The 23,581-nt window shown below is 71.8% G+C and carries 23 protein-coding genes and 1 pseudogene; 10 read left to right on the forward strand and 14 right to left on the reverse strand.

All coding sequences use genetic code 11. The features are described 5' to 3' along the window. Window positions 1–44 precede the first annotated feature (44 nt). Window positions 45–1,073, forward strand: a complete 1,029-nt coding sequence (locus ACIBEI_RS39135; RefSeq protein ID WP_398895346.1) for a phosphatase PAP2 family protein — start codon at window positions 45–47, stop codon at window positions 1,071–1,073. A gap of 199 nt (window positions 1,074–1,272) precedes the next feature. On the opposite strand, the gene ACIBEI_RS39140 is transcribed toward ACIBEI_RS39135, so the two are convergent. Together ACIBEI_RS39140 and ACIBEI_RS39145 are read right to left on the reverse strand one after the other, a co-directional pair. Then, window positions 1,273–1,488 carry an I78 family peptidase inhibitor gene (locus ACIBEI_RS39140; RefSeq protein ID WP_269652154.1) on the reverse strand — a complete coding sequence of 72 codons (216 nt, stop codon included), beginning with the start codon at window positions 1,486–1,488 and terminating at the stop codon, window positions 1,273–1,275. A 351-nt stretch (window positions 1,489–1,839) separates the two neighbouring features. After that, entirely contained in the window at window positions 1,840–2,832 is a 993-nt protein-coding gene (locus ACIBEI_RS39145; protein WP_398895347.1) for a helix-turn-helix transcriptional regulator, read from the reverse strand. A 63-nt stretch (window positions 2,833–2,895) separates the two neighbouring features. Between ACIBEI_RS39145 and ACIBEI_RS39150 the strand changes: the two genes are divergently transcribed. Then, complete coding sequence (locus ACIBEI_RS39150) at window positions 2,896–4,071, forward strand: epoxide hydrolase family protein (protein ID WP_398895348.1); 1,176 nt, start codon at window positions 2,896–2,898, stop codon at window positions 4,069–4,071. Here the strand turns inward: ACIBEI_RS39150 and ACIBEI_RS39155 are convergent. The 4 genes from ACIBEI_RS39155 to ACIBEI_RS39170 form a co-directional block, all read right to left on the reverse strand. Further along, window positions 4,060–4,908, reverse strand: coding sequence for a hypothetical protein (locus ACIBEI_RS39155; protein WP_398895350.1), 849 nt, complete (start codon window positions 4,906–4,908; stop codon window positions 4,060–4,062). The genes ACIBEI_RS39150 and ACIBEI_RS39155 overlap by 12 nt on opposite strands. Continuing rightward, window positions 4,905–6,173: a glycosyltransferase family 4 protein gene (locus tag ACIBEI_RS39160; protein WP_398895351.1), complete on the reverse strand. Its 1,269-nt coding sequence runs from the start codon at window positions 6,171–6,173 to the stop codon at window positions 4,905–4,907. Before ACIBEI_RS39160 ends, ACIBEI_RS39155 begins: the two co-directional genes overlap by 4 nt. 143 nt (window positions 6,174–6,316) lie before the next feature. Further along, window positions 6,317–7,627, reverse strand: coding sequence for an ABC transporter substrate-binding protein (locus ACIBEI_RS39165; RefSeq protein WP_398895353.1), 1,311 nt, complete (start codon window positions 7,625–7,627; stop codon window positions 6,317–6,319). Further along, window positions 7,602–8,156 (reverse strand): hypothetical protein, encoded by a 555-nt coding sequence (locus tag ACIBEI_RS39170; protein ID WP_398895354.1) that lies wholly within the window; start codon window positions 8,154–8,156, stop codon window positions 7,602–7,604. The genes ACIBEI_RS39165 and ACIBEI_RS39170 overlap by 26 nt, the downstream gene beginning before the upstream one ends. A gap of 128 nt (window positions 8,157–8,284) precedes the next feature. Here ACIBEI_RS39170 and ACIBEI_RS39175 point away from each other — a divergent pair, with 128 nt between their 5' ends. From ACIBEI_RS39175 to ACIBEI_RS39185, 3 genes and pseudogenes are all read left to right on the forward strand, one after another. After that, complete coding sequence (locus ACIBEI_RS39175) at window positions 8,285–8,782, forward strand: hypothetical protein (protein ID WP_398895356.1); 498 nt, start codon at window positions 8,285–8,287, stop codon at window positions 8,780–8,782. 62 nt (window positions 8,783–8,844) lie between these two features. After that, a complete protein-coding gene (locus ACIBEI_RS39180) occupies window positions 8,845–12,153 on the forward strand; it encodes an ATP-binding cassette domain-containing protein (protein WP_398895358.1) in 3,309 nt (1,102 codons plus the stop codon). Then, window positions 12,150–12,800: pseudogene (locus ACIBEI_RS39185) on the forward strand (ATP-binding cassette domain-containing protein); the annotation flags it as partial. The gene ACIBEI_RS39180 and the pseudogene ACIBEI_RS39185, both read left to right, overlap by 4 nt. Here the strand turns inward: ACIBEI_RS39185 and ACIBEI_RS39190 are convergent. After that, a complete protein-coding gene (locus tag ACIBEI_RS39190) occupies window positions 12,781–13,557 on the reverse strand; it encodes a transglycosylase family protein (protein ID WP_398895361.1) in 777 nt (258 codons plus the stop codon). The pseudogene ACIBEI_RS39185 and the gene ACIBEI_RS39190 overlap by 20 nt on opposite strands. Window positions 13,558–13,686: 129 nt before the next feature. Further along, window positions 13,687–14,307, reverse strand: a complete 621-nt coding sequence (locus ACIBEI_RS39195) for a transglycosylase family protein (RefSeq protein ID WP_398895363.1) — start codon at window positions 14,305–14,307, stop codon at window positions 13,687–13,689. A gap of 579 nt (window positions 14,308–14,886) precedes the next feature. On the opposite strand from ACIBEI_RS39195, the gene ACIBEI_RS39200 reads away from it, so the two are divergent. After that, a complete protein-coding gene (locus ACIBEI_RS39200) occupies window positions 14,887–15,678 on the forward strand; it encodes a hypothetical protein (protein WP_398895365.1) in 792 nt (263 codons plus the stop codon). Between the two features lie 101 nt (window positions 15,679–15,779). Further along, a complete protein-coding gene (locus ACIBEI_RS39205) occupies window positions 15,780–16,241 on the forward strand; it encodes a hypothetical protein (RefSeq protein ID WP_398895367.1) in 462 nt (153 codons plus the stop codon). Window positions 16,242–16,324: 83 nt separating this feature from the next. Here ACIBEI_RS39205 and der read toward each other — a convergent pair whose 3' ends face one another. The 6 genes from der to ACIBEI_RS39235 form a co-directional block, all read right to left on the reverse strand. Next, window positions 16,325–17,797, reverse strand: coding sequence for a ribosome biogenesis GTPase Der (gene der / locus ACIBEI_RS39210; RefSeq protein ID WP_398895369.1), 1,473 nt, complete (start codon window positions 17,795–17,797; stop codon window positions 16,325–16,327). 75 nt (window positions 17,798–17,872) lie between these two features. Then, window positions 17,873–18,565 carry a lysophospholipid acyltransferase family protein gene (locus ACIBEI_RS39215; protein ID WP_398895371.1) on the reverse strand — a complete coding sequence of 231 codons (693 nt, stop codon included), beginning with the start codon at window positions 18,563–18,565 and terminating at the stop codon, window positions 17,873–17,875. Beyond that, a complete protein-coding gene (gene cmk, locus ACIBEI_RS39220) occupies window positions 18,523–19,218 on the reverse strand; it encodes a (d)CMP kinase (protein WP_398895373.1) in 696 nt (231 codons plus the stop codon). The genes ACIBEI_RS39215 and cmk overlap by 43 nt, the downstream gene beginning before the upstream one ends. 214 nt (window positions 19,219–19,432) lie before the next feature. Continuing rightward, entirely contained in the window at window positions 19,433–20,518 is a 1,086-nt protein-coding gene (locus ACIBEI_RS39225; RefSeq protein WP_398895375.1) for a prephenate dehydrogenase, read from the reverse strand. Further along, window positions 20,515–20,877, reverse strand: a complete 363-nt coding sequence (gene aroH / locus ACIBEI_RS39230) for a chorismate mutase (RefSeq protein ID WP_398895377.1) — start codon at window positions 20,875–20,877, stop codon at window positions 20,515–20,517. Before aroH ends, ACIBEI_RS39225 begins: the two co-directional genes overlap by 4 nt. 134 nt (window positions 20,878–21,011) lie before the next feature. Beyond that, complete coding sequence (locus ACIBEI_RS39235; protein WP_398895379.1) at window positions 21,012–21,548, reverse strand: YidB family protein; 537 nt, start codon at window positions 21,546–21,548, stop codon at window positions 21,012–21,014. Window positions 21,549–21,705: 157 nt separating this feature from the next. Between ACIBEI_RS39235 and ACIBEI_RS39240 the strand changes: the two genes are divergently transcribed. The 3 genes from ACIBEI_RS39240 to ACIBEI_RS39250 all read left to right on the forward strand — a co-directional run bounded on the left by ACIBEI_RS39240 (window position 21,706) and on the right by ACIBEI_RS39250 (window position 23,531). Further along, window positions 21,706–22,380, forward strand: coding sequence for a hypothetical protein (locus tag ACIBEI_RS39240; protein WP_398895381.1), 675 nt, complete (start codon window positions 21,706–21,708; stop codon window positions 22,378–22,380). Window positions 22,381–22,503: 123 nt separating this feature from the next. Then, entirely contained in the window at window positions 22,504–23,088 is a 585-nt protein-coding gene (locus ACIBEI_RS39245) for a DUF6529 family protein (protein ID WP_398895383.1), read from the forward strand. Further along, window positions 23,085–23,531 carry a Rieske (2Fe-2S) protein gene (locus tag ACIBEI_RS39250; RefSeq protein WP_398895385.1) on the forward strand — a complete coding sequence of 149 codons (447 nt, stop codon included), beginning with the start codon at window positions 23,085–23,087 and terminating at the stop codon, window positions 23,529–23,531. Before ACIBEI_RS39245 ends, ACIBEI_RS39250 begins: the two co-directional genes overlap by 4 nt. Window positions 23,532–23,581: the final 50 nt, after the last annotated feature.

Here is a 23,581-nt window from a genome sequence, read left to right on the forward strand (position 1 = left end):
TGCTTCGGCCTGGAACACAGCTCACTCGCTGTAACGTCGATTGAGTGCGTACCGAACGAAAGCTGACTCGTCTGGACCGGGTCTTCGCCCGGCTGGACCGTGAGCCGGAACGACCGGCCCACATCGACGTGCCCAGGATGAGCCGGCACCGAGTGGTCCTCTTCGCGTCCACGCTCGCCTTCTACGTCGCCATCGTGTGGGCCATCGTGATCACGTCGTGGCTGGTCCGGTTCGACTGGCAGGTCATGTTCTTCCGGCCGTACCAGCAGTGGCCGGAGATCCACGCGTTCCTCGACTACTACGTGGTGCTGGGCCAGCGCGGCCCCACCGCCGTGATGATCGCGGCCTGGCTGGGCTGGCGTTCCTGGCGGCAGCACACCCTGCGCCCGCTGCTCGTCCTGGGCGCCTCGCTGCTGCTGCTGAACATCACGGTGGGCGCCGCGAAGCTGAGCATGGGCCGTCTCGGTCCGCACTACGCCACCAACGTCGGCTCGAACGAGATGTGGCTGGGCGGCGACATATTCCCTTCGGGCCACACCGCCAACGCCGTCGTGACCTGGGGCATCCTCGCCTATCTGGCCTCGACGCCGCGCGCCCGCCGCTGGCTGTCGGCCGTCTCCGCCGTGGTCTCCCTGGGCGTCGGCCTCACCACCGTCTACCTCGGTACGCACTGGTTGAGCGACGTGGTGCTCGGCTGGGCCGCCGGCCTGCTGATCCTCCTCGCGCTGCCCTGGTGCGAGCCGCTGATCGCACGCGCCGAGACCGCGATCTTCGACCTGCGCGACACCTGGCGCAACCGCCGTCGCGGCACCGCGCCCGCTCCGGCCGCCCCGGTGGGCGCTCCCGTGGCGCTCTCCCCGCTCGACAGCCCGGCCGGCGACGAGGAGCCCGTGGTGCGCGAGCCGGTGGCCGCCTCCCGGCCGCCCCGGCCGCAGGGCGGCTACCTGGCGCCGGGCCCGCATCTGGCCCGCTCGGAGCGCACGCCGGTCACGCCCGTCGGAAGCCGCAGACCTCCGCAGTCGGACCGAGTGACACGTGGCACCGCCTCGGCCCGCCCGCTGACGGGCGGCTGAGCAAGGACCGCGGGGCCCGGTACGCACACACCACGCCCCGCGCATGGCGAAGGCCCCGGCTCCTGGAGCCGGGGCCTTCGCCGTACTTGCCATGCTCCACGAAGCGCGCTCTCACGATGTGCACGCCTCACGGTGTGCGGACGCGGGCGGTCAGCCCTTCCGGACGTGGGGCGGGTCAGCCCTTCCGGACGGGGGCGGGTCAGCCCTTCCAGCAGCGCGTCACCCGGCCGTCGGCGACCTCGAAGTTCAGCCGACCCGAGAGGTACTCCATCGTGATGATCGCGCCCGGTGGCAGCGACCGCACCGTGGACCAGCCGCGTTCACGGGCCAGCCGCTCGGCGCCGCTCGCCTCCAGTCCGACGTACGCGTCCGGAGTGTCCGAGGGCTCTGCGGGAGGAGTGGGAATCGGTGCCATGCCGCCACGTTAGGCGGCGGAATGCGGCGACGGAAGCCCGGACCCGCCACCATCAGTCACCGGTCCCTCTCCGGTCACGCTTCTGTCACAGGACAACGACACCCGTTTCGACCCCCGCGACATGAACTGCTGCACATCGGGCCATCACACGTACGAGGGGTTCCGTACGTGTTCCGCCCACCTTCGAACGTAATTCGGGAGTACCCGGGACTACCGCGACCGCGACCCGAATAGCCGGCCGGAAAACGTGATGCCGACCCGGCGTTCCTGCCTTTCTTTTCCGATTCCGGGGTGTGTTCCAGAAGCTGACACACCATAGGAAATACATGGCTCAAGTACAGGACCCACGCTTCAGGAGGCCGTACGCCGTCCCTCCGGTGCGGCCCGCTCCAGCGTCCGGGTCAGCCGGTCCCGCGCCGTCCTGATCGCCTCGATGAGCTCGACTGGTTCCAGCACCTCGAACTCGACGCCCATCAGCATCACGTGGATCACCATCACGTCGAGGCTCGCGGCCCCGGTCCGCAGGATGCAGGTGCCGTCGCTCTCCGCCTCCAGTGTCCCGGCCGAGGGGGAGATCCGCTGGGCCGCCTCCTCCTTCGGCACGAGCAGCCGGACGACGGCGTGAGTGGCGTACGCGCGGACGGACACGCCCTTGGACACATAGGCGGCCAGGTCGTCGGCGGGCGCCTGCCTGGGCGTGAAGCGCGGCCCGTGGGGCGGCTTCGGAGTGACACGGTCGGCCCGGAACGTACGCCAGTCGTCGCGGTCGACGTCCCAGGCGACCAGGTACCAGCGGCGCTCGGTGCACACCAGCCGGTGCGGTTCGACCGTGCGGCGGGTCGAGGAGCCGCCGTGGTCGCGGTACTCGAAGCGCAGCCGCTCCGAGTCGCGGCATGCGGCGGCCAGGTCGGTCAGGACGGCCGGGTCGACTCCGGAGGGCTGGGGGCCGCGCAGCATCGGCACGGTGAAGGCGTTGAGGGCGCCGACCCGGCGGCGCAGCCGGTGCGGCAGCACCTGTTCGAGCTTGGTGAGGGCGCGTACGGAGGTCTCGCCGATGCCTTCGATGCCCTGTCCGGCGGCGGTGCGCAGGCCGACGGCCACGGCGACCGCCTCGTCGTCGTCCAGCAAGAGCGGCGGCAGTTCGGCGCCCACGCCCAGTTGGTAGCCGCCGCCGGTGCCGGGGCTGGCGTTCACCGGATAGCCGAGTTCGCGCAGCCGGTCCACATCACGGCGGACCGTGCGCGGGGTGACGCCGAGGCGGTCGGCCAGGGCGGCGCCCGACCATTCGCGGTGCGCCTGCAGCAGCGAGAGCAGACGCAGGAGTCGTGCCGAGGTCTCCAACATGAATCCGAGTCTGCCAGGCATTGCGGACAGCAGTTGTCCGCAAGGGTGCGTACCTTTCGAGACATGGCAGACAACAGCGCAAGCGAAGAGATCCGCCCCTTCCGGATCGACATCCCGCAGGCTCAGCTCGACGATCTGCGTACCCGCCTGGACCTGACCCGCTGGCCCGACCAGCTCCCGGGCGTGGGCTGGGAGTACGGAGCCTCGCTGCCGTATCTCCGTGAGCTGGCCGACCACTGGCGCGGCGCGTACGACTGGCGCAAGCACGAGGCGGCCCTGAACGAGATCCCGCAGTTCGTGACGGAGATCGACGGCGCGCAGGTGCACTTCCTGCACGTCCGCTCGCCCGAGCCGGACGCGGTGCCGCTGATCCTGACGCACGGGTGGCCCGGCTCGATCGTGGAGTTCCTCGGCCTGATCGGCCCGCTGAGCGACCCGCGCGCCCACGGCCACGACCCGTCGGACGCCTACCACCTGGTGATCCCGGCCATCCCCGGATTCGGCTTCTCCGGGCCCACGAAGGACCGCGGCTGGAACGTCGGCCGTACGGCCCGGGCGTGGGCCGAGCTGATGCGCCGGCTCGGCTACGAGCGGTACGGCGCGCAGGGCGGCGACCTGGGCGCGCTGATCTCGCCCGCGCTCGGCCGGGTCGCGCCCGAGTCGGTGATCGGGGTCCATGTGAACGCGGCGTCCGTCGGCTTCATCCCGCTGGGTCCCGTGCCCGAGGACGTCCAGGCCGAACTGACGGACCGGGAGCGGCAGAGCCTCGCGGCCATCGGCCGGTTCACCAGCGACGGCTTCGGCTACAACGTCCTTCAGTCGACCCGCCCGCAGACTCTCGCATACGGCCTGACCGACTCCCCCGTCGGCCAACTCGCCTGGATCATGGAGAAGTTCAAGGAGTGGACGCACTCCTCGGCCGAGCTGCCGGAGGACGCGGTCGACCGGGACACGCTGCTCACCAACGTGATGCTGTACTGGCTGACCGGGACGGCCGGTTCGGCGGCGCGGATGTACTACGAGAACGGCCACAGCGGTGACTGGTTCCCCGTCACGCGCTCCGAAGTGCCCACCGCTGTCGCGAACTTCGGCGAGGACGTGGCGATCCGGCGCTGGACCGAGGAGACCAACACCGTTGTCCGCTGGACGGAGTTCGACCGCGGCGGGCACTTCGCGGCCCTGGAGGTACCGGAGCTGCTGACCGGCGACATCAGGGAGTTCTTCGGCTCACTGCGATGAGGTCACCGGGGTGACGGTCACCGACAGGTCGTTGTCGCTCGTGTAGTACGGCCCGGCCTCCGCCGGGCCGTACGCCGTCTCCAGCGTGACCTTCGGGTAGCTGAAGATCGGCTTCTTGTCGGCGATGTCGTCGAGCAGCCGGGCGATCCGTACCCGCGGCCCGGTCTCCCCCGCCGGACGCAGCCACAGATCCCAGACGCCCTCCGTCAGCCCGGAGTAGGCCACCGTGAGACCGAACCGGGCCTGGTCCCGGGAGACTTCGGCCCGCACCACGGTCTCCGGCTCCTCACGGACACGCAGTTCGGCGAAGGCGTCGGGGGTGAGCTCGACGCCGTACACCTGACCCCGTACGTCCAACTCCTCCTTTCCGATGCGCAGTTCGCCCGCCTCCGCGTGCGGGGCGCGCAGCCAGCTGCGGACGGAGAGGTTGCCGTGCTTGGTGCCGTACGGGATGCGGACCGCGACATGGCCGCGGGCGCCGCTCGGCACCCGGTCGACGAGCGAGCGCAGGTCGTTGAGGCCGGGTGCCAGGCGCCGCGGCTCGCCGTCGGCGGTCTGGGCGTAGGCGTCCCAGCGGCCCTCGGGCAGCTCGACGCTGCTGGGCAGCGCGGCACGCAGCCGGCCGTCGGCGGCCGGGGTGAGCGGCAGCCGGACCTCCTGAATGCCGTCCCGGTGGCGGAGCACCAGATGCGTGTCGCCGGCCGCGGCGCCCGGACCGGGGTCGGCGATGTCGAAGGTGAGCCCGCCCGCGGAGTCGGCGATGCAGTCGGCGCCCGTAGACATGCTCACGTCCTTGTCGGAGTGCCGGTGCGAGGCCTGCGGAGCCACCGTCATCATGCGGAGCTCTCCTTCCCGAGTACGGTCCGTCCGGCATCCCGAACTGCATACGCGCCGCCGAGCAGAGCGCCCCGCGTGCGATGCAGTGAGCCGCGCATCCGGCCGATCCTCGAGGCTCCGCCGCGCGGGACGAGACCCGTGAAGATCGACTCGTAGCGTTCGGCGATCCGGGCGGGGTCGAAGCGCGCGGAGTCCTTGAGCGCGGCGTGCGCCATCCGCTGCCGCAGCTCGTCGTTGTTGATCAGTTCGAGCAGTCCGTCGGCGATGGCCTCGACGTTGCCGACGGGCACGAGACGTCCGTCGACACCGTTGTCGATGATCTCCCCTGGGCCGTGCGGGCAGTCCGTGGAGACGACGGGCAGGCCGCAGCGCATGGCCTCGACGATCGTCATGCCGAAGGACTCCAGGCTGGAGGTGACGGCGGCGATGGATCCCTTGGCCCACTCCGGCTCGATGGGATGCGCCGGTCCCATCAGCAACACGTGGTTGTAGAGGCCGAGTTCGTCGATGAGCCTGCGCAGCTTGTCCTTCTGCTTGCCGCCGCCGTAGATCCGCAGCCGCCAGTCGGGCCGCTGCCGGCGCACCCGGTCGAAGGCCTTGATCAGCAGGTCGTACCGCTTGACCGGGGCGAGCCGCCCGGCCGCCACGACCCACTTGCCGGAACCGTCCGCGGGCTCGATGCCGGGGGCGGGCACCGGGTTGGGCACGGCCTCGACGTGCACGCCGGGCAGCCGCATCTTCTTGCGGTACGCCCCCGCGTCCGCCTCCGTGGTCGTGGTGAGCGCGTCAAGCCGCGGGTAGGCGCCACGCAGCTCCGTGCGCAGGGACTCCGAGTGGGTGTCGAGCGTGAGGTGCTCCTGGCCGACGCGGAGCGGGCCGCGTCTGGTCTCGCGGGCCAGATGCACGTTCAGCCCCGGACGGGTGCCGATCACCACGTCGGAGTCGACCTTCGAGAGGTGGTCCGCGATACGGCGGTCGGTCAGGGCGCTGTACTGGTCGTAGCGGACCTCCCCTCGTGGGAAGACGCGGGCCGGGGTCTGGTAGGCGGGGTCGTCGCCCTCGTATCCCGGGCTGTTCGTGCGGATGTCGACGAGGTGGCGCATGCGCACCCGTGGATCCAGTGCGAAGACCGGCTCGTCGCGGTGGCGCAGCACGGAGACGATCTCGACGTCGTGCTGCTCGGCGAGGGTGTTCGCAAGGTTGTACGTCGTCCGGATCGTCCCCCCGATTCCGTAGGCGTTGTGTATCAGGAAAGAGATCTGCATGCGTCCCCGTATCTCCGGCTCATCCAGCTACCTGTGGGTTAGACCGGGGAGTTGGGGGGATGGTTGGGCTTGCTTACCATCCTGTTCCCGAACAGTTGCGCCATCGGTAGCCGGATGGGGGAACCTTTTGGCGCCGGGACGCATCAGGGCTCATAGGGCAGTTGCGGCACGTCGAAGCATTCGTCGTTCATGTCGCCCTGGCTCACCCAGCCGCGGGCGTCCTCCCAGCGGGCCACCGAGAGACAGGTCCTGCGGGTTTTCGGCGGTTCGGGCAGCCGCTCGTACCGGACGGGCAGCAGTAGACCGTCGGCCGTGTACGGCTTCCCCGTGTCCATGAAACGGTCGACGCACGCGCGCGTGACGCCCGTTTTCGCGCAGGACCTGGCCGCGTCGGTGAACCACATCGCGGCGGCCCAGCCCTCCAGTTGCCACTGGGAGTGGCTCTTCAGGTTCTTCGTGCCGTCCCGGAACTCCCGTAGGGCCTCGTGGTCCGTGGCCGCGGCCGCGGCCGTCTCGTCGTAGTTGCGGCTCGCGCCCGTCGCCCACAGGGCGTTGCGGCAGCGGGGCGCGTCCTTGTAGTCCTCGCGGACGGTGGACGTCCAGTTCTGCACGTTGGTGACCTTGGCGAGGACGTCGGCGCCGACGTCGTCCATCGCCTTGCACAGCTGCGCGTTGCCGTAGGTGTCGATGGCGTCGAAGACCACGTCGGCGCCCTGTTCCTTCAGATCGGCCGCCGCGGCACGGAAGTTGGGCAGCGCGAAGTCGACCTGCTCGGTGACCACCTTGTAGCCCTCGGCCTTCAGCCCCTGGGTGACGAGCCGGGCGTAGGCGGCGGACGCGGACTGATTGTACGAGACGACGGCCGCCGTCCGGGCGCCCTGCTCGCGCTTGAAGTAGCGGTAGATCTCGGTGCCGCCGTACAGCTTCCCGTCCCAGCCCGGCTTTCCGTTCCGGGGGGCGAGGCTGCCGTAGATCCCGTAGAGGTGCGGATAGGTGTCGTACGCCGCGCCGATGGGCTGTCCGCCGATGTCGGGCACGCGCGCGCGTGACACCCGGGAGGCGCCCGCGTAGTCGAGCGCGCTGGTGGCGACGAGGGCGACCACCTTGTCCTCGTCGACGAGCTTGTGCACGCATTCGTTGTTGCCGACACCGCTGCCGCCGTCGTCACAGGTACGGACGTCGACCCGGCGGCCGTCGATGCCTCCGCGCGCGTTCAGCCGGTCGAAGTAGGCCTTGGCGCCGTCGCGCGGCCCGGTGAAGGTGTTGCCGCCGACCGGGCTGGTGGCGCTCGTGATGATGCCTACGCGCAGGGGTTCCGCGGTGCCGCTCCGCGTGGGGGTACGGCCCGGCCGATCCTCGAAGTCGCTCTCCGGGAGACGGCTGCCGCAGGCCGTGCCCAACAGGAGCAGCAGGCCCGCGACAGCGCATTCAGCAACCCGGACCCGGCGACGCATTGCCGCTCAGCCCGACCAGACCGCACAGCGTCTTGACGGACACCTTCCACGTGTCGTCCTGCTCGACGGCGGTCCCCGCGGCGTTCGGCATGACCGTGGCGCCCTTCAGGGTGAGCGTGTACGTCACGTTCGCCGCCGTCGGCGCGGTGAACTCGACCTGGTCGACGGTCGCCTCCACCTGCCCGCCGCGCTCGTCGCCGCTGAAGCTCTCCAGGACCTGGGCCATGTTGTCGCCGTTCTCCAGGACGGCCTGCTTGTCCTTCAGGGGGACGTCGGGGTCGAAGAACTTCTTCCAGTTCGCCTTGATCTCCTTCTCGGCCGCCGCCGGATCGTCCGGAGCGCTCGCGCTCGGACTCGGCTCGGTCGTCGTGGGCTGCTCCGTCGTGGGCTGCTCCACGGAGGGCGAGGGCGGAGTCGTGTCGTCGCCGCCGCTGTCGTCGCCGCAGGCCGTGAGAGCGGAGGCGAGGACGAGTACCGCCACCGCCAGCCCGCGGCCTGTCCCCCGCCTGAGGTCACTCCCGAGAACCATCTGGCTCACCACCGGGTGTCGGTCCGGGCCAAGTGCACCCGGAGCTTTCAGGGTCAGCTTGCAGAAGGCATAGTGCAAGTCCATCGGCGGACTTGGAAGACAGCCGGACACATGACATGGGAGCCCCCATGCGAACAGCTCGACTGCGGACCGTGCACCCCGTCCTCTGGGCCGGGTGGGCCGCGCTCGCCGCGGGAGCGGTGCTGTGCGTCCTCGGCTGGTACGGGATCTCCGGCGAGCGGTTCGCCGAGCGCCAGCTGCCCTACCTCGCGTCCTGCACGGTGCCGGGTGCCGCGCTGATCATCGCGGGCGCGGTGCTCCTCACCCACGGCAGGAACGCCCTCGCGGCAGCCCGCGTGGAGGAGCTGTACGGGCTCCTGGTGGCCGCCGACCCGGCCGACGCCGACGAGTCCCGGCAGGCGGCTTCCGCGCCCGTGGCCGTCAGCGGAGACCTGCTGATGGTGCCCGGCGGCACGCTGTGGCACCGCGCGGACTGCCCACTGGTCTCCGGGAAGACGGAGGCCCTGCCGGTCGACTCACGGGTTCTCGCGAGCGGGGAACTGGACCCCTGCCCGATCTGCGAGCCCGCCGCCTCGGACGCCAGTTCGTCCGGGGCGGACGGCTGATGGCTGGGGACTGTGAACTGATGGCTGATAGCTGTGGGCTGTGAACTGATGGCTGGGGACTGATGGCGTCGCTGACGTACGACCTCACGCTCGCCGGGCTCTCCGTCGGCAGCGCGGCCGCGCTCACCGGGATCGGTCTGGTCGTGACCCACCGGGCGACCGGCGTCCTCAACTTCGCGCACGGCGCCATCGCCATGGTGTGCGCCTATCTGCTGTGGCAGCTCACGATCGAGTGGGACTGGCCGCTGCCGCTCGCCGCCGCGCTCACGCTGCTCGTGGTGGCCCCGGGCATCGGCATAGCGCTGGAACGGTTCGTCTTCCGTCCCCTGTCCGTCCTCGGCAGCGACCCGGCCCAGACCCTCGTCGCGTCCATCGGCGTGTTCGTGCTGCTCGTCGGTGGCGCGGCCCTGATCTGGGGTCCCGGCGCGCGCTCCGACGCGCCGACGCTCGTCTCGGCGGACCCCTGGGGACAGCTGGCCGTGACCCTCGTGCTGGCCGTCGGCGTCGGCGCGGTGATCCGCTGGACACGCTTCGGCCGCGAGCTGCGGGCCGTCGTCGACGACCGGTCGCTCGCCGTCCTGGGCGGCATCGACGCGGACCGGGTGGCCGCGGCCGGCTGGTCCTTCGGCTCGTTCACGGCGGGCCTGACGGGCGTACTGCTGGCCCCGTACGTACGTCTGGACCCATATGGCATGCCGCTTCTGGTGATGGAGGTGGTGGCGGTCGCGGTGGCGGCCCGGATGCGGAGCCTGCCGGTGGCCGTGGTCGTGGCCCTCGGCATCGGGGTCGCCCAGAGCCAGCTGACGAGGCTGCACCCGACGGGCTGGCGCGAGCCGCTGCTCCAGGCGGTGGGCGCGAACCTCTTCGTCGTCGCCCTGCTGATCACGGCTCTGGTCCTGCCGGGCATCGGCACCCGGGACGCGCTTCCGCGCACGGCGACGGCCCGGGTGGCGACCCCGCCGGGCGCGTGGATCGTGGCCGTGGTCCTGTTCCTGCTCCCCCTGGGCTTCGCGGGCTCGGACCTGCACACGTCCGTCCAGGTACCGGCCCTCGGCGTCATCCTCCTGTCCCTGGTCGTGGTGACGGGCCGCGGCGGCCAGATCTCCCTGGGGCAGGCGGCGTACGCGGGTCTGGGCGCCCTCTTCACCGCGCTGCTGGCGGCGGGCCGCTTCCCGGGCCTGCCGCAGCTCCCGGAACTGGCCGCGCTCGCGGTCGCCGTCCTGCTGGTGGCGCCCCTGGGCCTGCTGACCGGCTGGCCCGCCATCGGCCGCCACGGCCTCGCCCTCGCCCTGGCCACCTTCGCGGTGGGCGTCGGCGTCAGCCGCTTCGTCTTCGCCCAGCCGTACGCGACCTCGGGCCTGACCCTGGGCCGCCCGGCGGGCTTCGACGGCGACCGCGCCTACTACGCCCTCGAACTCGTCCTCCTCGCGGGCGCGTTGCTGGCCGCCCACGCGCTGCGCCGGGGCCGTACGGGCCGGGCCCTGGCGGCGATGCGCGACCACGAGGCGGGCGCGTCGGCGGCGGGCGTCCGCGTGCCGGCGCTCAAGCTGACGGCCTTCGTGGCGGGCGCCGCGCTGGCCGCGCTCGGCGGCGGCATGCTGGGCATGGGCCTGCGCGCCTTCGACCCCGCCGCGTACGACCCCGTCCGCGGCCTGCTGTGGTTCGCCGCGATCGTCGTCCTCGGCGCCGACAGCGTCCTCGGCGCGCTGCTCGCGGCGGCCCTCCTGGTCGGCCTGGACGCGGGGACACGCGGCGGGGTCGCGGCGGCCCTGATCGGCCTCCTGGCGGTCCTCGTGGGCCGCTTCCCGGGCGGCCCGTACGAGGCCCTGCGCCTGACGGCCGAACGCCTGCGGCTGCGCCGCGAGGCAGCGCTGACCCCACTGGGCGCCGGGGTGAGACGGAGACTGCGGGCGACACTCGCAGGGCCCGGCACACACCCCCGCACGGTGGCCGCGGCGGGCGCGACCGCGGTGACCGGCCCGTACACCGACACGGCCACCGGGACAAGGCCCACCGGCGGCCGCCCGCTGGTGACACGCCCGGTCCCACGCCCGGCTCCGACGGCCGGTGAGCCCACCCCTTCCTGGGCCCCCGACACGACGGCCCATGCCCTCGGCCCCGGAACCGAGGTTTCCGGCACCCCTCCGACGCCCGGTGAGGACCGGGCCGACGACCCGACTCGAACCGCCCCCGTCCCCGGGACGACGGTTTCGGGTTCCGCCGAGACCCGAAACCGTCCGGGCACGCCAGAACCCGGCGCACCCTCCGGCCCGCGCACCAACGGTGACGAACCCGACGCCCCTCGGACTCCGGACCGCGCCCGGCGACCTGACGCGGCACCGCTGCCCGGCGCGGGTCCGGCCGGGAACCTCGGCGAACCCGCGTCACCCGGGCCCGGCGCACCAACCGGCCCTCGAACCAACCATGACGAACCCGACACTCCTCGGACTCCGGACCACGTCCGGCAATCCACCTCGGCACCGCTACCCGGCGCGGGTCCCGCCGGGAACCTCGGCGGACCCGCCTCGCCCGGGCCCGGCCCGGCGCCCGGTGCGACTCGCGCCGGTGGCGGACCCGGTGCGCCACAGCCGACGTCGCCCGCCGGACCCGGAGCCCGCCCCACAGGACCTGCCTCGCCCACCCGCCCCCGCACGGCCCGCGGCACGCCGGTCCACCCCGTGCTCCGCGCCCGTGCCCTCCGGGTCGCCTACGACGGGTTCACCGCTCTGGACGGCGTGGACCTCGATCTGGCCCCGGGCCGGATCACCGCCGTCGTCGGGCCCAACGGGGCAGGGAAAAGCACCCTGTTCCACTGTCTCGCCGGGACCGTGCGGCCGGATTCCGGGCGGATCGGGCTCGGGGAACGGGACATCACCCGGCTGCCCGCCCACGCCCGGACCCGGCTCGGTATCGCCCGCACCTTTCAGCAACTCGCCGTCTTCCCGACCCTGACGGTGGCCGAGAACGTACGCGTGGGGGCCGAACAGGGCCGAGTCGTGGACGCGGACGCCGTGGAACGCGTCCTGCGACTGCTCGGGCTCGACGGAGCCGTACGGGCGCTCCCGGCGGCGGGCCTGCCGACCGGCACCCTGCGGCGGGTCGAACTCGCGCGGGCCCTGGCGGGAAGCCCCCGTGTCCTGCTCCTCGACGAGCCCGCGGCGGGGCTGGACACGGGCGAGGTGGCGGCGCTGGCCCGCGTGCTGGGGGCGCTGGCCGCGGACGGTACGGCCCTTCTCGTCGTCGAGCACGACCTGGACCTCGTGGCCGACCTGGCCGACACCGTGCACGTCATGACGGCGGGCCGCGTCGTCGCCTCCGGCCCCGCCGACCACGTACTCGGCCAAGGAGTCGGAACGGCGGTCGACGAATGAGCCCGCTGAGCCCGCCCGGGATTTCCCTGCGCCACGCGCGCGTGCGGTACGGCCCGCTGGAGGCGCTGCACGGGGTGACGCTGTACGCGCCCGCCCCCGGCGTCACCGTCCTGCTCGGCCGCAACGGCTCCGGCCGTACGACCGCGCTGCGCGCCCTCGCCGGAACCGTGCCCCTGTCCCGCGGGGCCGTGGTCTGGGACGGCACCGACATCACGGGGATGCCCGCGTACGAACGGGCCCGCCGCGGTCTGTGCCTCGTCCCGGACCGCCGGGCCGTCTTCGGCTCGCTCACCGTGCGCGAGAACCTCGGACTCGCCGCCCCCGACCGGGACTTCACGCCCGCCCTGGACGCGTATCCCCAACTGGGCCCCCTGCTCGCCAGACGGGCGGGGACCCTCTCCGGCGGCGAGCAGCGCATGCTCGCCCTCTCCCGCGCCCTCCTGGCACGCGCGCGCGTGGTCCTCGTCGACGAACCCGCACAGGGCATGTCCCCGACGGTCGCCGCCCGCACCTACGAGCTGCTGAGCGGCCTCGACGCGTGCGTGATCGTGGCCGAACAGCGCCTGCCGCCCGGCCTGCACGGCAGAACGGCGATCGTGTACGAACTCCGGCGCGGCGCGGTCGTGTTCAGCGGCGAGGCGACGGAGACGGCGGAGACGGCTGCCTCGGCAGCGGCGGGCCCATCAGGACCGGCCGAGGCGTCGAGGCGGACCGGGCCCGCGAGTCCGCCGGGTCCGACCCGCCCGGGAGACTCGGGGAGCCGGTGGCCGCGTCCTCCGCAGGAACCGCCGGAGAAGTCACCGGAGGAAGCACCGGAGTGACCAGCCGTCCCGGTCCCGCCCCCTTCGGCAGCTTCAGCACGGTGCCGACGTTCAGCCGCTCCGGGCGCTCTCCGACCATCTTCCGGTTGAGCTTGTGGAGCGCCTTCCAGCCGCCCTTGACGCGGTACCGGCGGGCGATCGACGCGAGTGACTCACCGCGCTTCACGAAGTGGGCCCGGCCCTTGAGTTTGTACCTCTTGGCACAGACGGGCCACGCCTCCCAGCCCTGGACGCTCACCACCTCCTCCGCGACCCGGATCTGCTCGGCCCGCGTGGCGAGGTCCGCGCGCGGCGCGTAGGCCAGTCCGCCGAACGCCTTCCAGGTGGGCTGCCAGAACTGCAGTCCTCCGTAGAACCTGTTCCCGGTGTTCGCGTCCCAGCGGCCACTGCTCTCGCACTCAGCGAGACAGCCCCACGGCCACTGGTCCTTGGCGCAGTCGTAGGGCACCCGGCCCGGCACCGGCGGACCTGGTGCCGTGGGCGGTGGTCCCGCGGGCGGTGGTGCCGCGACCGCCACCGCGGGGGCGAGTACGGCCAGGACGACGGCCACGACAGCCGCGTACCGCATGCGCTTGATCGACATCGGGCCACGCTAGGCAGGGCGGTGACGGCCCATCGGCGAGCCGCGCAGGCACCCGACGGGGCCCCACCCGGTCGGAGGACCGGGTGGGGCCCATGCCCGAAGGCAGGAGTCCGGCTCAGTGCCCCTGGCTCACAGCTCCAGTCGCTGGCCGGGGACGATCACGTCGGGGTCCCCGCCGATGGCGGCCTTGTTGGCGGCGTAGATCCGCTGCCAGGTGGTTCCGTGCCGGGCGGCGATGGCGCTGAGCGTGTCGCCGCTGCGGACGGTGTAGTCGCCGCGGGACGAGCCGCGGCCGGTGTGGCCCGTCGAACGGTCCGGCGCCTTCGCCGGCTTCGCCGGAGCGGCCTTGGTGGTGGGGGTGGTGGGCGCGGACGCCGCGGGCGCACCGCCGGACGCGCCCGCGCGTGACGAACAGGTGGGCCAGGCGCCCCATCCCTGCCCACGCTGCACCTTGGTGGCGACAGCGATCTGCTGCGCCTTGGAGGCCTTGTCGGCCGTGGACGCGTAGGCCGAGCCGCCGTACGCGCGCCAGGTGCCGGCGGAGAACTGGAGTCCTCCGTAGTAGCCGTTCCCGGTGTTGATGTGCCAGTCGCCGCCGCTCTCGCACTGGGCGATGCGGTCCCACACTCCGCTGTCCGCCGCCGCGGCGTTGCCGGTGGCGGCGAGCAGTCCGAGCGGGGCGAGCAGTGCCGCCCCTGCGAGGACCGCCGTGGTACGAGTCTTGCGAGTGGTATCGGCACATTCGGACATGTGGTTCCCTCTCCAAGGACCCGGGCTCCCCCAAGGCGGCACGGAAGGTCCCGCGTGTCGACGCGGCCCTTCCCGTTTCGCCCCGTCCGCCGGAGATGGTGCTGGTGGTACTGGTGGCGCTTGTGGTGGTGCAGGTCGTACTTCTGGCTGACGTGCTGTGCGGTCGGCGGACGTACCCGAGCGGTGCTCGTTGCACACGGCGGAGCAATGTAGAGAGCCGGGAGGCCCGGTAACAACCAACTCGTTGTCATTCCAGGCCAGTTCACCGTTACCGGGAGTATCGTCGAATTTGAGACACCCGCTTCATTCGCTGATTTCCGGATTTATCGACCAACGGACCTGACGATCTGTGACTCACCTCACCGGATCAACTTCCTTGGATCCCCGAGAAGTTGGCGTGGAGTAACAGATTCCGCAGCCGGGTTCACCCTGTGCGCAGGATGGTTCGATTCCGTTCGCTCTCGGGCGTGACTCCGGCCACAGATCGCCCGTTGTCTTCTTCATGAGCCGGGAACCCATCCGGTTCATGGGCCGGGGGCCACCCGGCCGCACCACGCACCGCATCCCGAGGAGCCACCCGTGCCGCGCATGCTCGACGTCAGCGACGACGTACGCGCCGAGATCGGCGACGAAGAAGCCGACCGGCTGCTCGCCGGAGAGAACGCCCCGGGCAGTTACGACTGCACGTCCTGCCGCACCCAGGGCGACTCCGAACAGGAGCGCACCAGCACCGTCCTGTTCATCGGCGACGAGACCGCCGTACTCGCCTTCGCCCACGCCACCTGCCTGCCCTCGCAGGTCGTCCAGGTGACCGAGGAGCAACTGCAGGGCGCCGTCCGTTCCATCACCGGCGATTCCATCACGGGGGACGAGCGCCCCGCCGAGGCCCTGCCCGAGCAGGCCGTCCTCGGTGTCACCAGCGGGCTCGTCCTGCTCGGCGGCGAGCTGCACCCCGCGCTCGTCGTCGAGCCGACCGGCCGCATCGCCCGGCCCGGCACGACGGGAGGAGCGGGCGACGACTTCCTGCCGCTCCTCATCGAGCAGGGCTTCATGCCGCTGAGCCAGGTCACGGAAGTGCCGCCCGTGCTGCACGGCTGGTCCGTGCTGCTCGCCATGGGCCAGCTGCACGCGGTCCTGCAGCCCGGCACCGGCGGCGGCTCCCCCGTCGCCTGGTGGCAGGCCCACCAGCCGCTCCAGGTCACCGACAGCTGGCGGGCGGCCGCCAACAAGCACCAGCAGGTGCTGCTGTTCGCGGCCCCGGTCGGCTCGATCGGCCGCCAGCCCCGCGAGGACCTGCTGCGCCAGGCCCTCGACAAGGCCGCCGCGGGCGGCCAGCTGGTGGCGAGCGCGATGCCCCTGGCCGGCACCTGAGCGCGGGCCCCGGTCCCCGAATGCGCCGGAAACACTCCCGGTGACCGGCCAATACGGACCGGCGGCCGCATCCGAAGGGCGGCGGGGTCGTTGGCACAGACGTGCACACCTACGACTCCCCCCGCCGCCTGCCGTACACGTCCCCGATCCCGGCCATGCGGCCGGTTCAGGACACCGCGGGCAGCCATTCGGCCACGCCGATCTATGACGCGCTCTTCGCGGAGTTCCGCAAGGCCTTCCGGACCCTGCCGGGCGACCGCAGTGGCGAGGAGGAGCTCGGCTTCACGGCTTTCGGGACCGGGCCGCACGGCGGAGGCCTGTACGGCTCGGGTCTGCAGGGTTCTGGCCTGCACGGGACGGGGCTGCTCAGCACTGGCTCGTACAACTCGGGTGCGTACACGCCGACCGCGTACGGCATGCGGCACGTCGGGCAGCACCAGACGGGGCAGGTGTCCACGCACCAGAGCCAGACCGTCACGTCCATCTGGCAGCCGGTGGCGCGGCAGCACGCCACCGGTCTGATCCCGGCGGCGCTCCCGCCAGGACCGCGCCGGGAACGCTGAGGCACCGGGAAGACTGAGGCACATGGGTGAGGGCCCCGCGGTTGTGCGGGGCCCTCACCCATGTGCGTACACGTCCCGTGCGGCTACTTCTTCCTGCCGCGCTTCTCGCGCACCCGCACCGAGATGTGGATCGGCGTGCCCTCGAAGGAGAACTCCTCGCGCAGCCGGCGCTCCACGAAGCGGCGGTAGCCGTGCTCGATGAAGCCCGAGGAGAACAGCACGAACCGCGGCGGCTTGGTGCCCGCCTGGGTGCCGAAGAGGATGCGGGGCTGCTTGCCGCCCCGGACCGGGTGCGGGTGGGCGGCGACCAGCTCACCCAGGAAGGCGTTCAGCCGGCCCGTGGGAACGCGCGCCTCCCAGCCCTCGATCGCGGTCTCGATCGCCGGGACGAGCTTCTCCATGTGGCGGCCCGTACGCGCCGAGACGTTGACCCGGGGCGCCCAGGAGACCTGGGCCAGCTCGGTCTCGATCTCGCGCTCCAGGTAGTAGCGGCGCTCCTCGTCGAGGGTGTCCCACTTGTTGAAGGCGAGGACGATGGCGCGCCCGGCCTCGACGGCCATCGTGACGATGCGCTGGTCCTGGACCGAGATGGTCTCGGAGGCGTCGATCAGGATGACGGCGACTTCGGCCTTCTCCACCGCGGCGGCCGTGCGCAGCGAGGCGTAGTAGTCGGCGCCCTGCTGGAGGTGGACGCGCTTGCGGATGCCCGCCGTGTCGACGAACTTCCAGGTGACACCGCCGAGTTCGATCAGCTCGTCGACCGGGTCACGGGTGGTGCCCGCGATCTCGTTGACGACCACGCGGTCCTCGTTGGCCACCTTGTTCAGCAACGACGACTTGCCGACGTTCGGGCGGCCGATGAGGGCGATGCGGCGCGGGCCGCCGATCGCGGTACCGAAGGTCTGCGCCGGGGCCTCGGGCAGCGCCTCCAGGACGGCGTCCAGCATGTCGCCGGTGCCGCGGCCGTGCAGCGCGGAGACGGGGTGCGGCTCGCCGAGGCCCAGGGCCCACAGGTACGAGGCGTCGGCCTCGCCGCTCAGGCCGTCGACCTTGTTCGCGCACAGGACGACGGGCTTGCCGGCCTTGCGCAGCAGTCGTACGACCGCCTCGTCGGTGTCGGTGGCGCCGACCTTGGCGTCGACGACGAAGACGACCGCGTCGGCGGCCTCGATCGCGTACTCGGCCTGAGCGGCCACGGAGGCGTCGATGCCGAGGACGTCCTGCTCCCAGCCGCCGGTGTCGACGAGCTTGAAGCGGCGGCCCGCCCACTCGGCCTCGTACGTGACACGGTCGCGGGTGACGCCCGGCTTGTCCTCGACGACGGCCTCTCGGCGGCCGATGATCCGGTTCACCAGGGTCGACTTGCCGACGTTCGGACGGCCGACGACGGCGAGGACCGGGAGCGGGCCGTGGCCGGCCGCCTCGATCGCGCCCTCGATGTCCTCGACGTCGAAGCCCTCTTCCGCGGCGAGCTCCATGAACTCCGCGTACTCGGCATCGCCAAGCGCCCCGTGCTCGTGCTCGGTCGAGCCGTCGGGCTGGATGTGGTCGTTCATGAAGTCCGTACCTCGTAGTTCATCGTGGTGATCGGTGGACCGCCCGTATCGGACGATCCACTACTGGAGTGTCTCTTAACGCCCCGTGAGGTGCCTGGCGTTTTCCAGGTGCGCGGTGAGCTGCTTCTGGATCCGCACGGTCGCCTCGTCGAGCGCCTGCCGCGTACGCCGTCCGCTGCCGTCGCCCGCCTCGAAGGGGTCGCCGAAGACGACGTCCACCCGGCTGCGCAGCGGGGGCAGCCCCTTTATCAACCGTCCGCGCCTCTCCGTGCTTCCCAGAACGGCGACCGGGACGATCGGGGCCCCGCTGCGGACGGCGAAGTAGGAGAGCCCGGCGCGCAGCGCGGCGAAGTCGCCCTCGCCTCGGGAGCCCTCCGGGAAGATCCCGAGGACCCCGCCGTTCTCCAGCACGCCCAGCGCGCGCATGACGGCCGTCCGGTCGGTCGTGTCACGGTCGACCTTGATCTGGCCGACGCGGGTCATGAACGGGCCGAGCGGGCCGACGAACGCCTCCTTCTTGACCAGGAAGTGCGAGGCTCGGGGCGCCACACCGATGACCATCGGGCCGTCGATGTTGTGGGAGTGGTTGACCGCGAAGATCACCGGACCGGTCGCGGGGACCTTCCAGGCACCCAGCACCCGCGGCTTCCACAGGCCGTACATCAGGCCGACGCCGATGCGCCGCCCGACCTCGGCGCCCTTGACCGAGGGCACGGACGCAACACTCACCTCGCGGCCCGCTTCTCCTCGACGAGGGTGACGACGCACTCGATGACCTGCTGGAGCGTGAGGTCGGAGGTGTCCACCTCGACCGCGTCGTCCGCCTTGGCGAGCGGCGAGGCCTTGCGGCTGGAGTCGGCCGCGTCCCGCTTGATCAGGGCCTCGCGGGTGGCGTTGACGTCAGCGCCCTTGAGCTCACCGCTGCGGCGGGCCGCGCGGGCCTCCGGGGAGGCGGTGAGGAAGATCTTCAGGTCGGCGTCGGGCAGCACGGTCGTGCCGATGTCCCGGCCCTCGACGACGATGCCCTTCCCGGCCGCCGAGGCGATCGAGCGCTGCAGCTCGGTGATCCGGGCCCGCACCTCGGGCACGGCGCTGACCGCGCTGACCTTGGAGGTGACCTCCTGGGTGCGGATCGGGCCCGCGACATCCGTGCCGTCGACAGTGATCGTCGGCGCCGAGGGGTCCGTACCGGACACGATCTCGGGCATGCCGGCCGCGTCCGCGATCGAGGAGGGGTCGGTGATGTCGATGCCGTTGGTCACCATCCACCAGGTGATCGCCCGGTACTGGGCACCCGTGTCCAGGTAGCTCAGGCCGAGCTTGGCGGCGACGGCCTTGGAGGTGCTCGACTTGCCCGTGCCGGAGGGACCGTCGATGGCGACAATCACGGCCGGAGCGGTCCGGGCGGCGGTGGTTTCCACGGGTGCGGGCACCTTCCTGGTACGGGGTGGTGGGCTGGTTCGGGCGCGATCGTGCCCCGAACAAGGTTACTGGCTTCCCGGACCCCGTTTTACGGACCCCGCGATGCCCCCGCCACAGCCCCTGGGCCACCGCCGCAACGATCACCAGGGCCGATCATCGGGACGACCACCTGAACCAGGTTCACGGCGTCGCGTCGCGCGTCGTCGCCCGGCGCTACTGCCGGATCGACCAGCCCCGCTCCCGCAGCGACGCCGTCAGTACGGGTGCCGCCGAGGGCTTCACCATCAGCTCGACCAGGCCCGCCTGCTGCCCGGTCGCGTGCTCGATGCGGACGTCCTCGATGTTGACGCCCGCGCGGCCCGCGTCGGCGAAGATACGGGCCAGCTGGCCCGGCTGGTCGTCGATGAGGACGACGACGCTCTCGTACACGGTCGGGGCGGCGCCGTGCTTGCCGGGGACGCGGATCTGGCCGGCGTTGCCTCGGCGCAGGACGTCCTCGATGCCGGTGAAACCCTCGCTGCGCTTGGCCTCGTCGGAGGACTGGAGGGCGCGCAGGGCCTGCACGGTCTCGTCCAGGTCGGCCGAGACGTCCGCGAGGAGGTCGGCGACCGGGCCCGGGTTCGCGGAGAGGATGTCGATCCACATCCGCGGGTCGGAGGCGGCGATCCGGGTCACGTCGCGGATGCCCTGACCGCAGAGGCGTACGGCCGCCTCCTCGGCGTTCTCCAGCCGTGCGGCGACCATGCTCGACACCAGGTGGGGCATGTGGGAGACGAGGGCGACCGCGCGGTCGTGGGCGTCGGCGTCCATGACGACCGGTACGGCACGGCAGTGCGAGACGAGTTCCAGCGCGAGGTTGAGGACCTCGGTGTCCGTGTCCCTGGTCGGCGTCAGCACCCAGGGTCGCCCCTCGAAGAGGTCGCCGGTGGCGGCCAGCGGGCCCGACTTCTCGCGGCCCGACATGGGATGCGTACCGATGTACGCGGACAGGTCGAGGCCCAGCGACTCCAGCTCGCGGCGCGGGCCGCCCTTCACGCTGGCCACGTCGAGGTAGCCCCGCGCGACCCCGCGCCGCATCGCGTCGGCGAGCGCCGCGGCCACATGGGCGGGCGGTGCCGCGATGATCGCGAGGTCGACGGGCCCCACCGGTGCCTCGTCGGTGCCGGCGCCGAGCGCGGCCGCCGTACGGGCCTGCTCCGGGTCGTGGTCGGCGAGGTGCACGACGACGCCGCGCCCGGCCAGGGCCAGCGCGGCGGACGTACCGATCAGTCCGGTGCCGATGACGAGTGCGGTTCTCACTGGGCGATGTCCTTGCGGAGCGCGCCCGCGGCACCCAGGTAGACGTGCGCGATCCCGGAGCGGGGCAGATCGGACTCGATGTGCGCGAGGACCCGCACGACCCGGGGCATCGCGCCCTCGATGTCCAGCTCCTGCGCGCAGATCAGCGGTACGTCGACGATGCCGAGCTTGCGTGCCGCGGCCGCCGGGAAGTCGCTGTGCAGGTCGGGCGTCGCCGTGAACCAGATGCTGATCAGGTCCTCGGTGGTCAGCGCGTTCCGCTCAAGTATGGCGGTGAGCAGCTCGCTGACCTGCTCGTCCATGTGGCCGACCTCGTCCCGCTCCAGTTGGACGGCGCCCCGGACCGCTCGTACCGCCACGGTGATGCTCCTTGCTGATGTACGGCTCTTGGTCCATCCAGCCTAGTCAGCCCTCGGTGGCCGGGCGCCGGGCGCCCGCCTGCCGAGACGCCCGCCGCGCTGTCCTGGAAGGGCTCGCGGGGACGTCGAGAGCCTCAGAACCGCTGCTGCTTGACGAGGTCTTCGAGCGAGGCGTCCGGCAGGTGTCCGTCGGGGCTCAGCCGGTCGACCACCTTGGGCAGGCTCTGGGCGATCTCGGTGGCGGCCTGGTCGGTGGTGACGCCCGCCTCGTCGGCGACCTGCTTGAGCGTCTCGTCGGGCAGCGCCTGCTGGATCTGCGCGCCGGTCACGGACTGGTTCTGGCCGGTGCCGACCCAGGAGTCCTTCTGCTCCCCGAGGCCGGACCGGGTGAGCAGGTCCATCAGGCCGCCGAGCGGATTGCCACCGCTCCCGGTGCCGCCGCTCCCGCTCCGGCCGTTCATGAGCGCCTGGAGCAGCGAGCCCAGAATGGCGGCCCCACCGGCCCCGCCCGCCCCTCCGCCGGTGCCGCTCCGAGCGCCTCCGCCGAGAACTCTGCCGAGCAGACTGCCCAGATCGTTACCCGCCATGGTCGTGCCCTTTCGTGGAGGTGGCCGATCCGTTCCGTGGGGCGCGTCCCGCGAGCGGCTCGACCCGGATTGCACCAATGTCACCCGAACAACTACTTGGCACCACTTGGAGTGAGGTTATCCTCTACGGTGTGATCGTCCGTTGATTTCCGCGAAGTCGCTCCTGTGCGCCTCTGGACGCAGGGGCCGCGGGTCCGCTTGCATGGTGAGGCTGTCCGCGCCACGCCTCGGGGGAGGCTCGATGAAGCGTTCCGGACCACTTTTCACGCTCCTCGCGGGACTACTGCTCGCCCTGTTCATGCTGTCGCTCAACGTGACGTCAGGGACGCGCAGTACGTCGACCGGGAGCGAGTCCTCGGGTGATGTCGTGTCGGCGAGCCCGACGCCCACGGCCTCGCCCCCGTCGGGCAAGCCGTCACCTTCACCCTCGCCCAGCCCGTCGAAGACCGCCGTGCCCAACGCCGACTACGCGGGCCGCACGGACGACGACTCCTCCGCGGTCGCGGTCACCCTGCGCGACGGCAAGGCGGTCGCGTACTTCTGCGACGGCAAGGACCAGGAGTCGTGGCTGAAGGGCGACGTCGAGGCCGACGGCAGCATGCGGCTCACCGGCCGGAACGGCAACGTCCTCACCGGCGAGCTGAAGGGCAAGCGGATCCGCGGCACGGTCGACATGGGACAGCGGGACTACGGCTTCACGGCCGACAAGGCCGTCAAACCCTCCGGGCTCTACCGCGCGACCGCCACCGTGCGCGGCGCCGAGGTCGACGGCGGCTGGATCGTCCTGCCGAGCGGCCGGCAGGTCGGCATCCTCAACCGCGCGGGCAAGCCGAGCCCCGCACCCCGAATCGACCCCGAGACCGGCGTCGTGACGGTCGACGGGCAGAAGCTCACGGCCAAGCCCGTGACCCCGTGACCCCGTGATCCGCCCGCCCGCTCCTCCGCTCCACCCCGCACTCCGCTCTTCGACTCCGCATTCCGCACTCCGCTCTTCGCTCCGCCCCTTGCCCCATGACCCCGTGACCGCAGGGAGCCGACCATGACCGTGGACCCGAACGCCGCCACCCAGGGCTTTCCGTCGCCCACCCCCACCCCCCGCCGAGCGGGAGCCGCCACCTACCTCGTACCGGCCCTGGTCGCGGGCGCGGTCGCGGTCGGTCTCGGCGTCTACGGCAATGTGCACGACCCGGAGGGCACCGCCTTCAACCTCGCGGGCTTCAGCAGCACGAGCGCGGTCAAGTCGTGGCTCGCCACGGCCGCGATGGGCTTCGCGGTCGTGCAGCTCGTGTCGGCACTCATGGTGTACGGGCGCATTCCGGGCCCGAGCTGGTCCGGTGTGCTGCACCGCTGGTCGGGTCGAATTGCGTTCCTTGTTGCTGTCCCGGTCGCTGTGCACTGTCTGTACGCCTTGGGCTATCAGACGTACGAACCGCGCGTTTTGTGGCACTCGGTCCTGGGTTGCTTCTTCTTCGGTGCATTCAGTGCCAAGATGCTGCTGCTCCGCTCGGAGCGTCTGCCCGGCTGGGTGCTGCCCATCGTCGGCGGACTTGTCTTCTCGGCCCTGACGGTGGTCTGGCTGACCTCCGCCCTCTGGTTCTTCCGCACGTTCGGAGTGACGACATGACCCACCCCTCCACGCGGCGCGCGGTTCTCGCGACGGGCACGGCCGCGCTGATCGCCGGCTGCAGCAACTACGGGGACGAGAACGGCGGGGGCAGTGAGGAGGGGGCATCGTCCGTCGCCCCCGAGGAGAGCGGTACCGGGGGCGAGGCGCCCGCCGGTGAGGAACTCACCAAGACCGCCGACGTCCCGGTCGGCGGCGGCAAGATCTTCAAGGACGAGAAGGTCGTCGTCACCCAGCCCGAGGAGGGCGGCTTCAAGGCCTTCTCCGCGGTCTGCACGCACCAGGGCTGCATCGTCGCAACCGTCTCGAACGGCACGATCAACTGCGCCTGCCACGGCAGCGAGTTCCGCATCGCCGACGGCTCGGTGGCCAAGGGCCCGGCCCAGAAGCCGCTCCCCGCGAAGCAGATCACGGTCACGGGCGACTCGATCAGCCTCTCCTGACCCACCGCGCACGACTCGCAGGACCCGTGGACCGCAGAACCGCAGAACCG

Origin of the sequence: Streptomyces sp. NPDC050988 (assembly GCF_044456225.1) — a bacterium.
GTDB lineage: Bacteria > Actinomycetota > Actinomycetes > Streptomycetales > Streptomycetaceae > Streptomyces.

Bases quoted from the DNA above. Each gene is read 5' to 3' on its own strand.
- ACIBEI_RS39140 (WP_269652154.1), bottom strand. From the start codon at position 1,488: ATGGCACCGATTCCCACTCCTCCCGCAGAGCCCTCGGACACTCCGGAC.
- ACIBEI_RS39145 (WP_398895347.1), bottom strand. From the start codon at position 2,832: ATGTTGGAGACCTCGGCACGACTCCTGCGTCTGCTCTCGCTGCTGCAG.
- ACIBEI_RS39150 (WP_398895348.1), top strand. From the start codon at position 2,896: ATGGCAGACAACAGCGCAAGCGAAGAGATCCGCCCCTTCCGGATCGAC.
- ACIBEI_RS39155 (WP_398895350.1), bottom strand. From the start codon at position 4,908: ATGATGACGGTGGCTCCGCAGGCCTCGCACCGGCACTCCGACAAGGAC.
- ACIBEI_RS39160 (WP_398895351.1), bottom strand. From the start codon at position 6,173: ATGCAGATCTCTTTCCTGATACACAACGCCTACGGAATCGGGGGGACG.
- ACIBEI_RS39165 (WP_398895353.1), bottom strand. From the start codon at position 7,627: ATGCGTCGCCGGGTCCGGGTTGCTGAATGCGCTGTCGCGGGCCTGCTG.
- ACIBEI_RS39170 (WP_398895354.1), bottom strand. From the start codon at position 8,156: ATGGTTCTCGGGAGTGACCTCAGGCGGGGGACAGGCCGCGGGCTGGCG.
- ACIBEI_RS39175 (WP_398895356.1), top strand. From the start codon at position 8,285: ATGCGAACAGCTCGACTGCGGACCGTGCACCCCGTCCTCTGGGCCGGG.
- ACIBEI_RS39180 (WP_398895358.1), top strand. From the start codon at position 8,845: ATGGCGTCGCTGACGTACGACCTCACGCTCGCCGGGCTCTCCGTCGGC.
- ACIBEI_RS39190 (WP_398895361.1), bottom strand. From the start codon at position 13,557: ATGTCGATCAAGCGCATGCGGTACGCGGCTGTCGTGGCCGTCGTCCTG.
- ACIBEI_RS39195 (WP_398895363.1), bottom strand. From the start codon at position 14,307: ATGTCCGAATGTGCCGATACCACTCGCAAGACTCGTACCACGGCGGTC.
- der (WP_398895369.1), bottom strand. From the start codon at position 17,797: ATGAACGACCACATCCAGCCCGACGGCTCGACCGAGCACGAGCACGGG.
- ACIBEI_RS39240 (WP_398895381.1), top strand. From the start codon at position 21,706: ATGAAGCGTTCCGGACCACTTTTCACGCTCCTCGCGGGACTACTGCTC.
- ACIBEI_RS39245 (WP_398895383.1), top strand. From the start codon at position 22,504: ATGACCGTGGACCCGAACGCCGCCACCCAGGGCTTTCCGTCGCCCACC.
- ACIBEI_RS39250 (WP_398895385.1), top strand. From the start codon at position 23,085: ATGACCCACCCCTCCACGCGGCGCGCGGTTCTCGCGACGGGCACGGCC.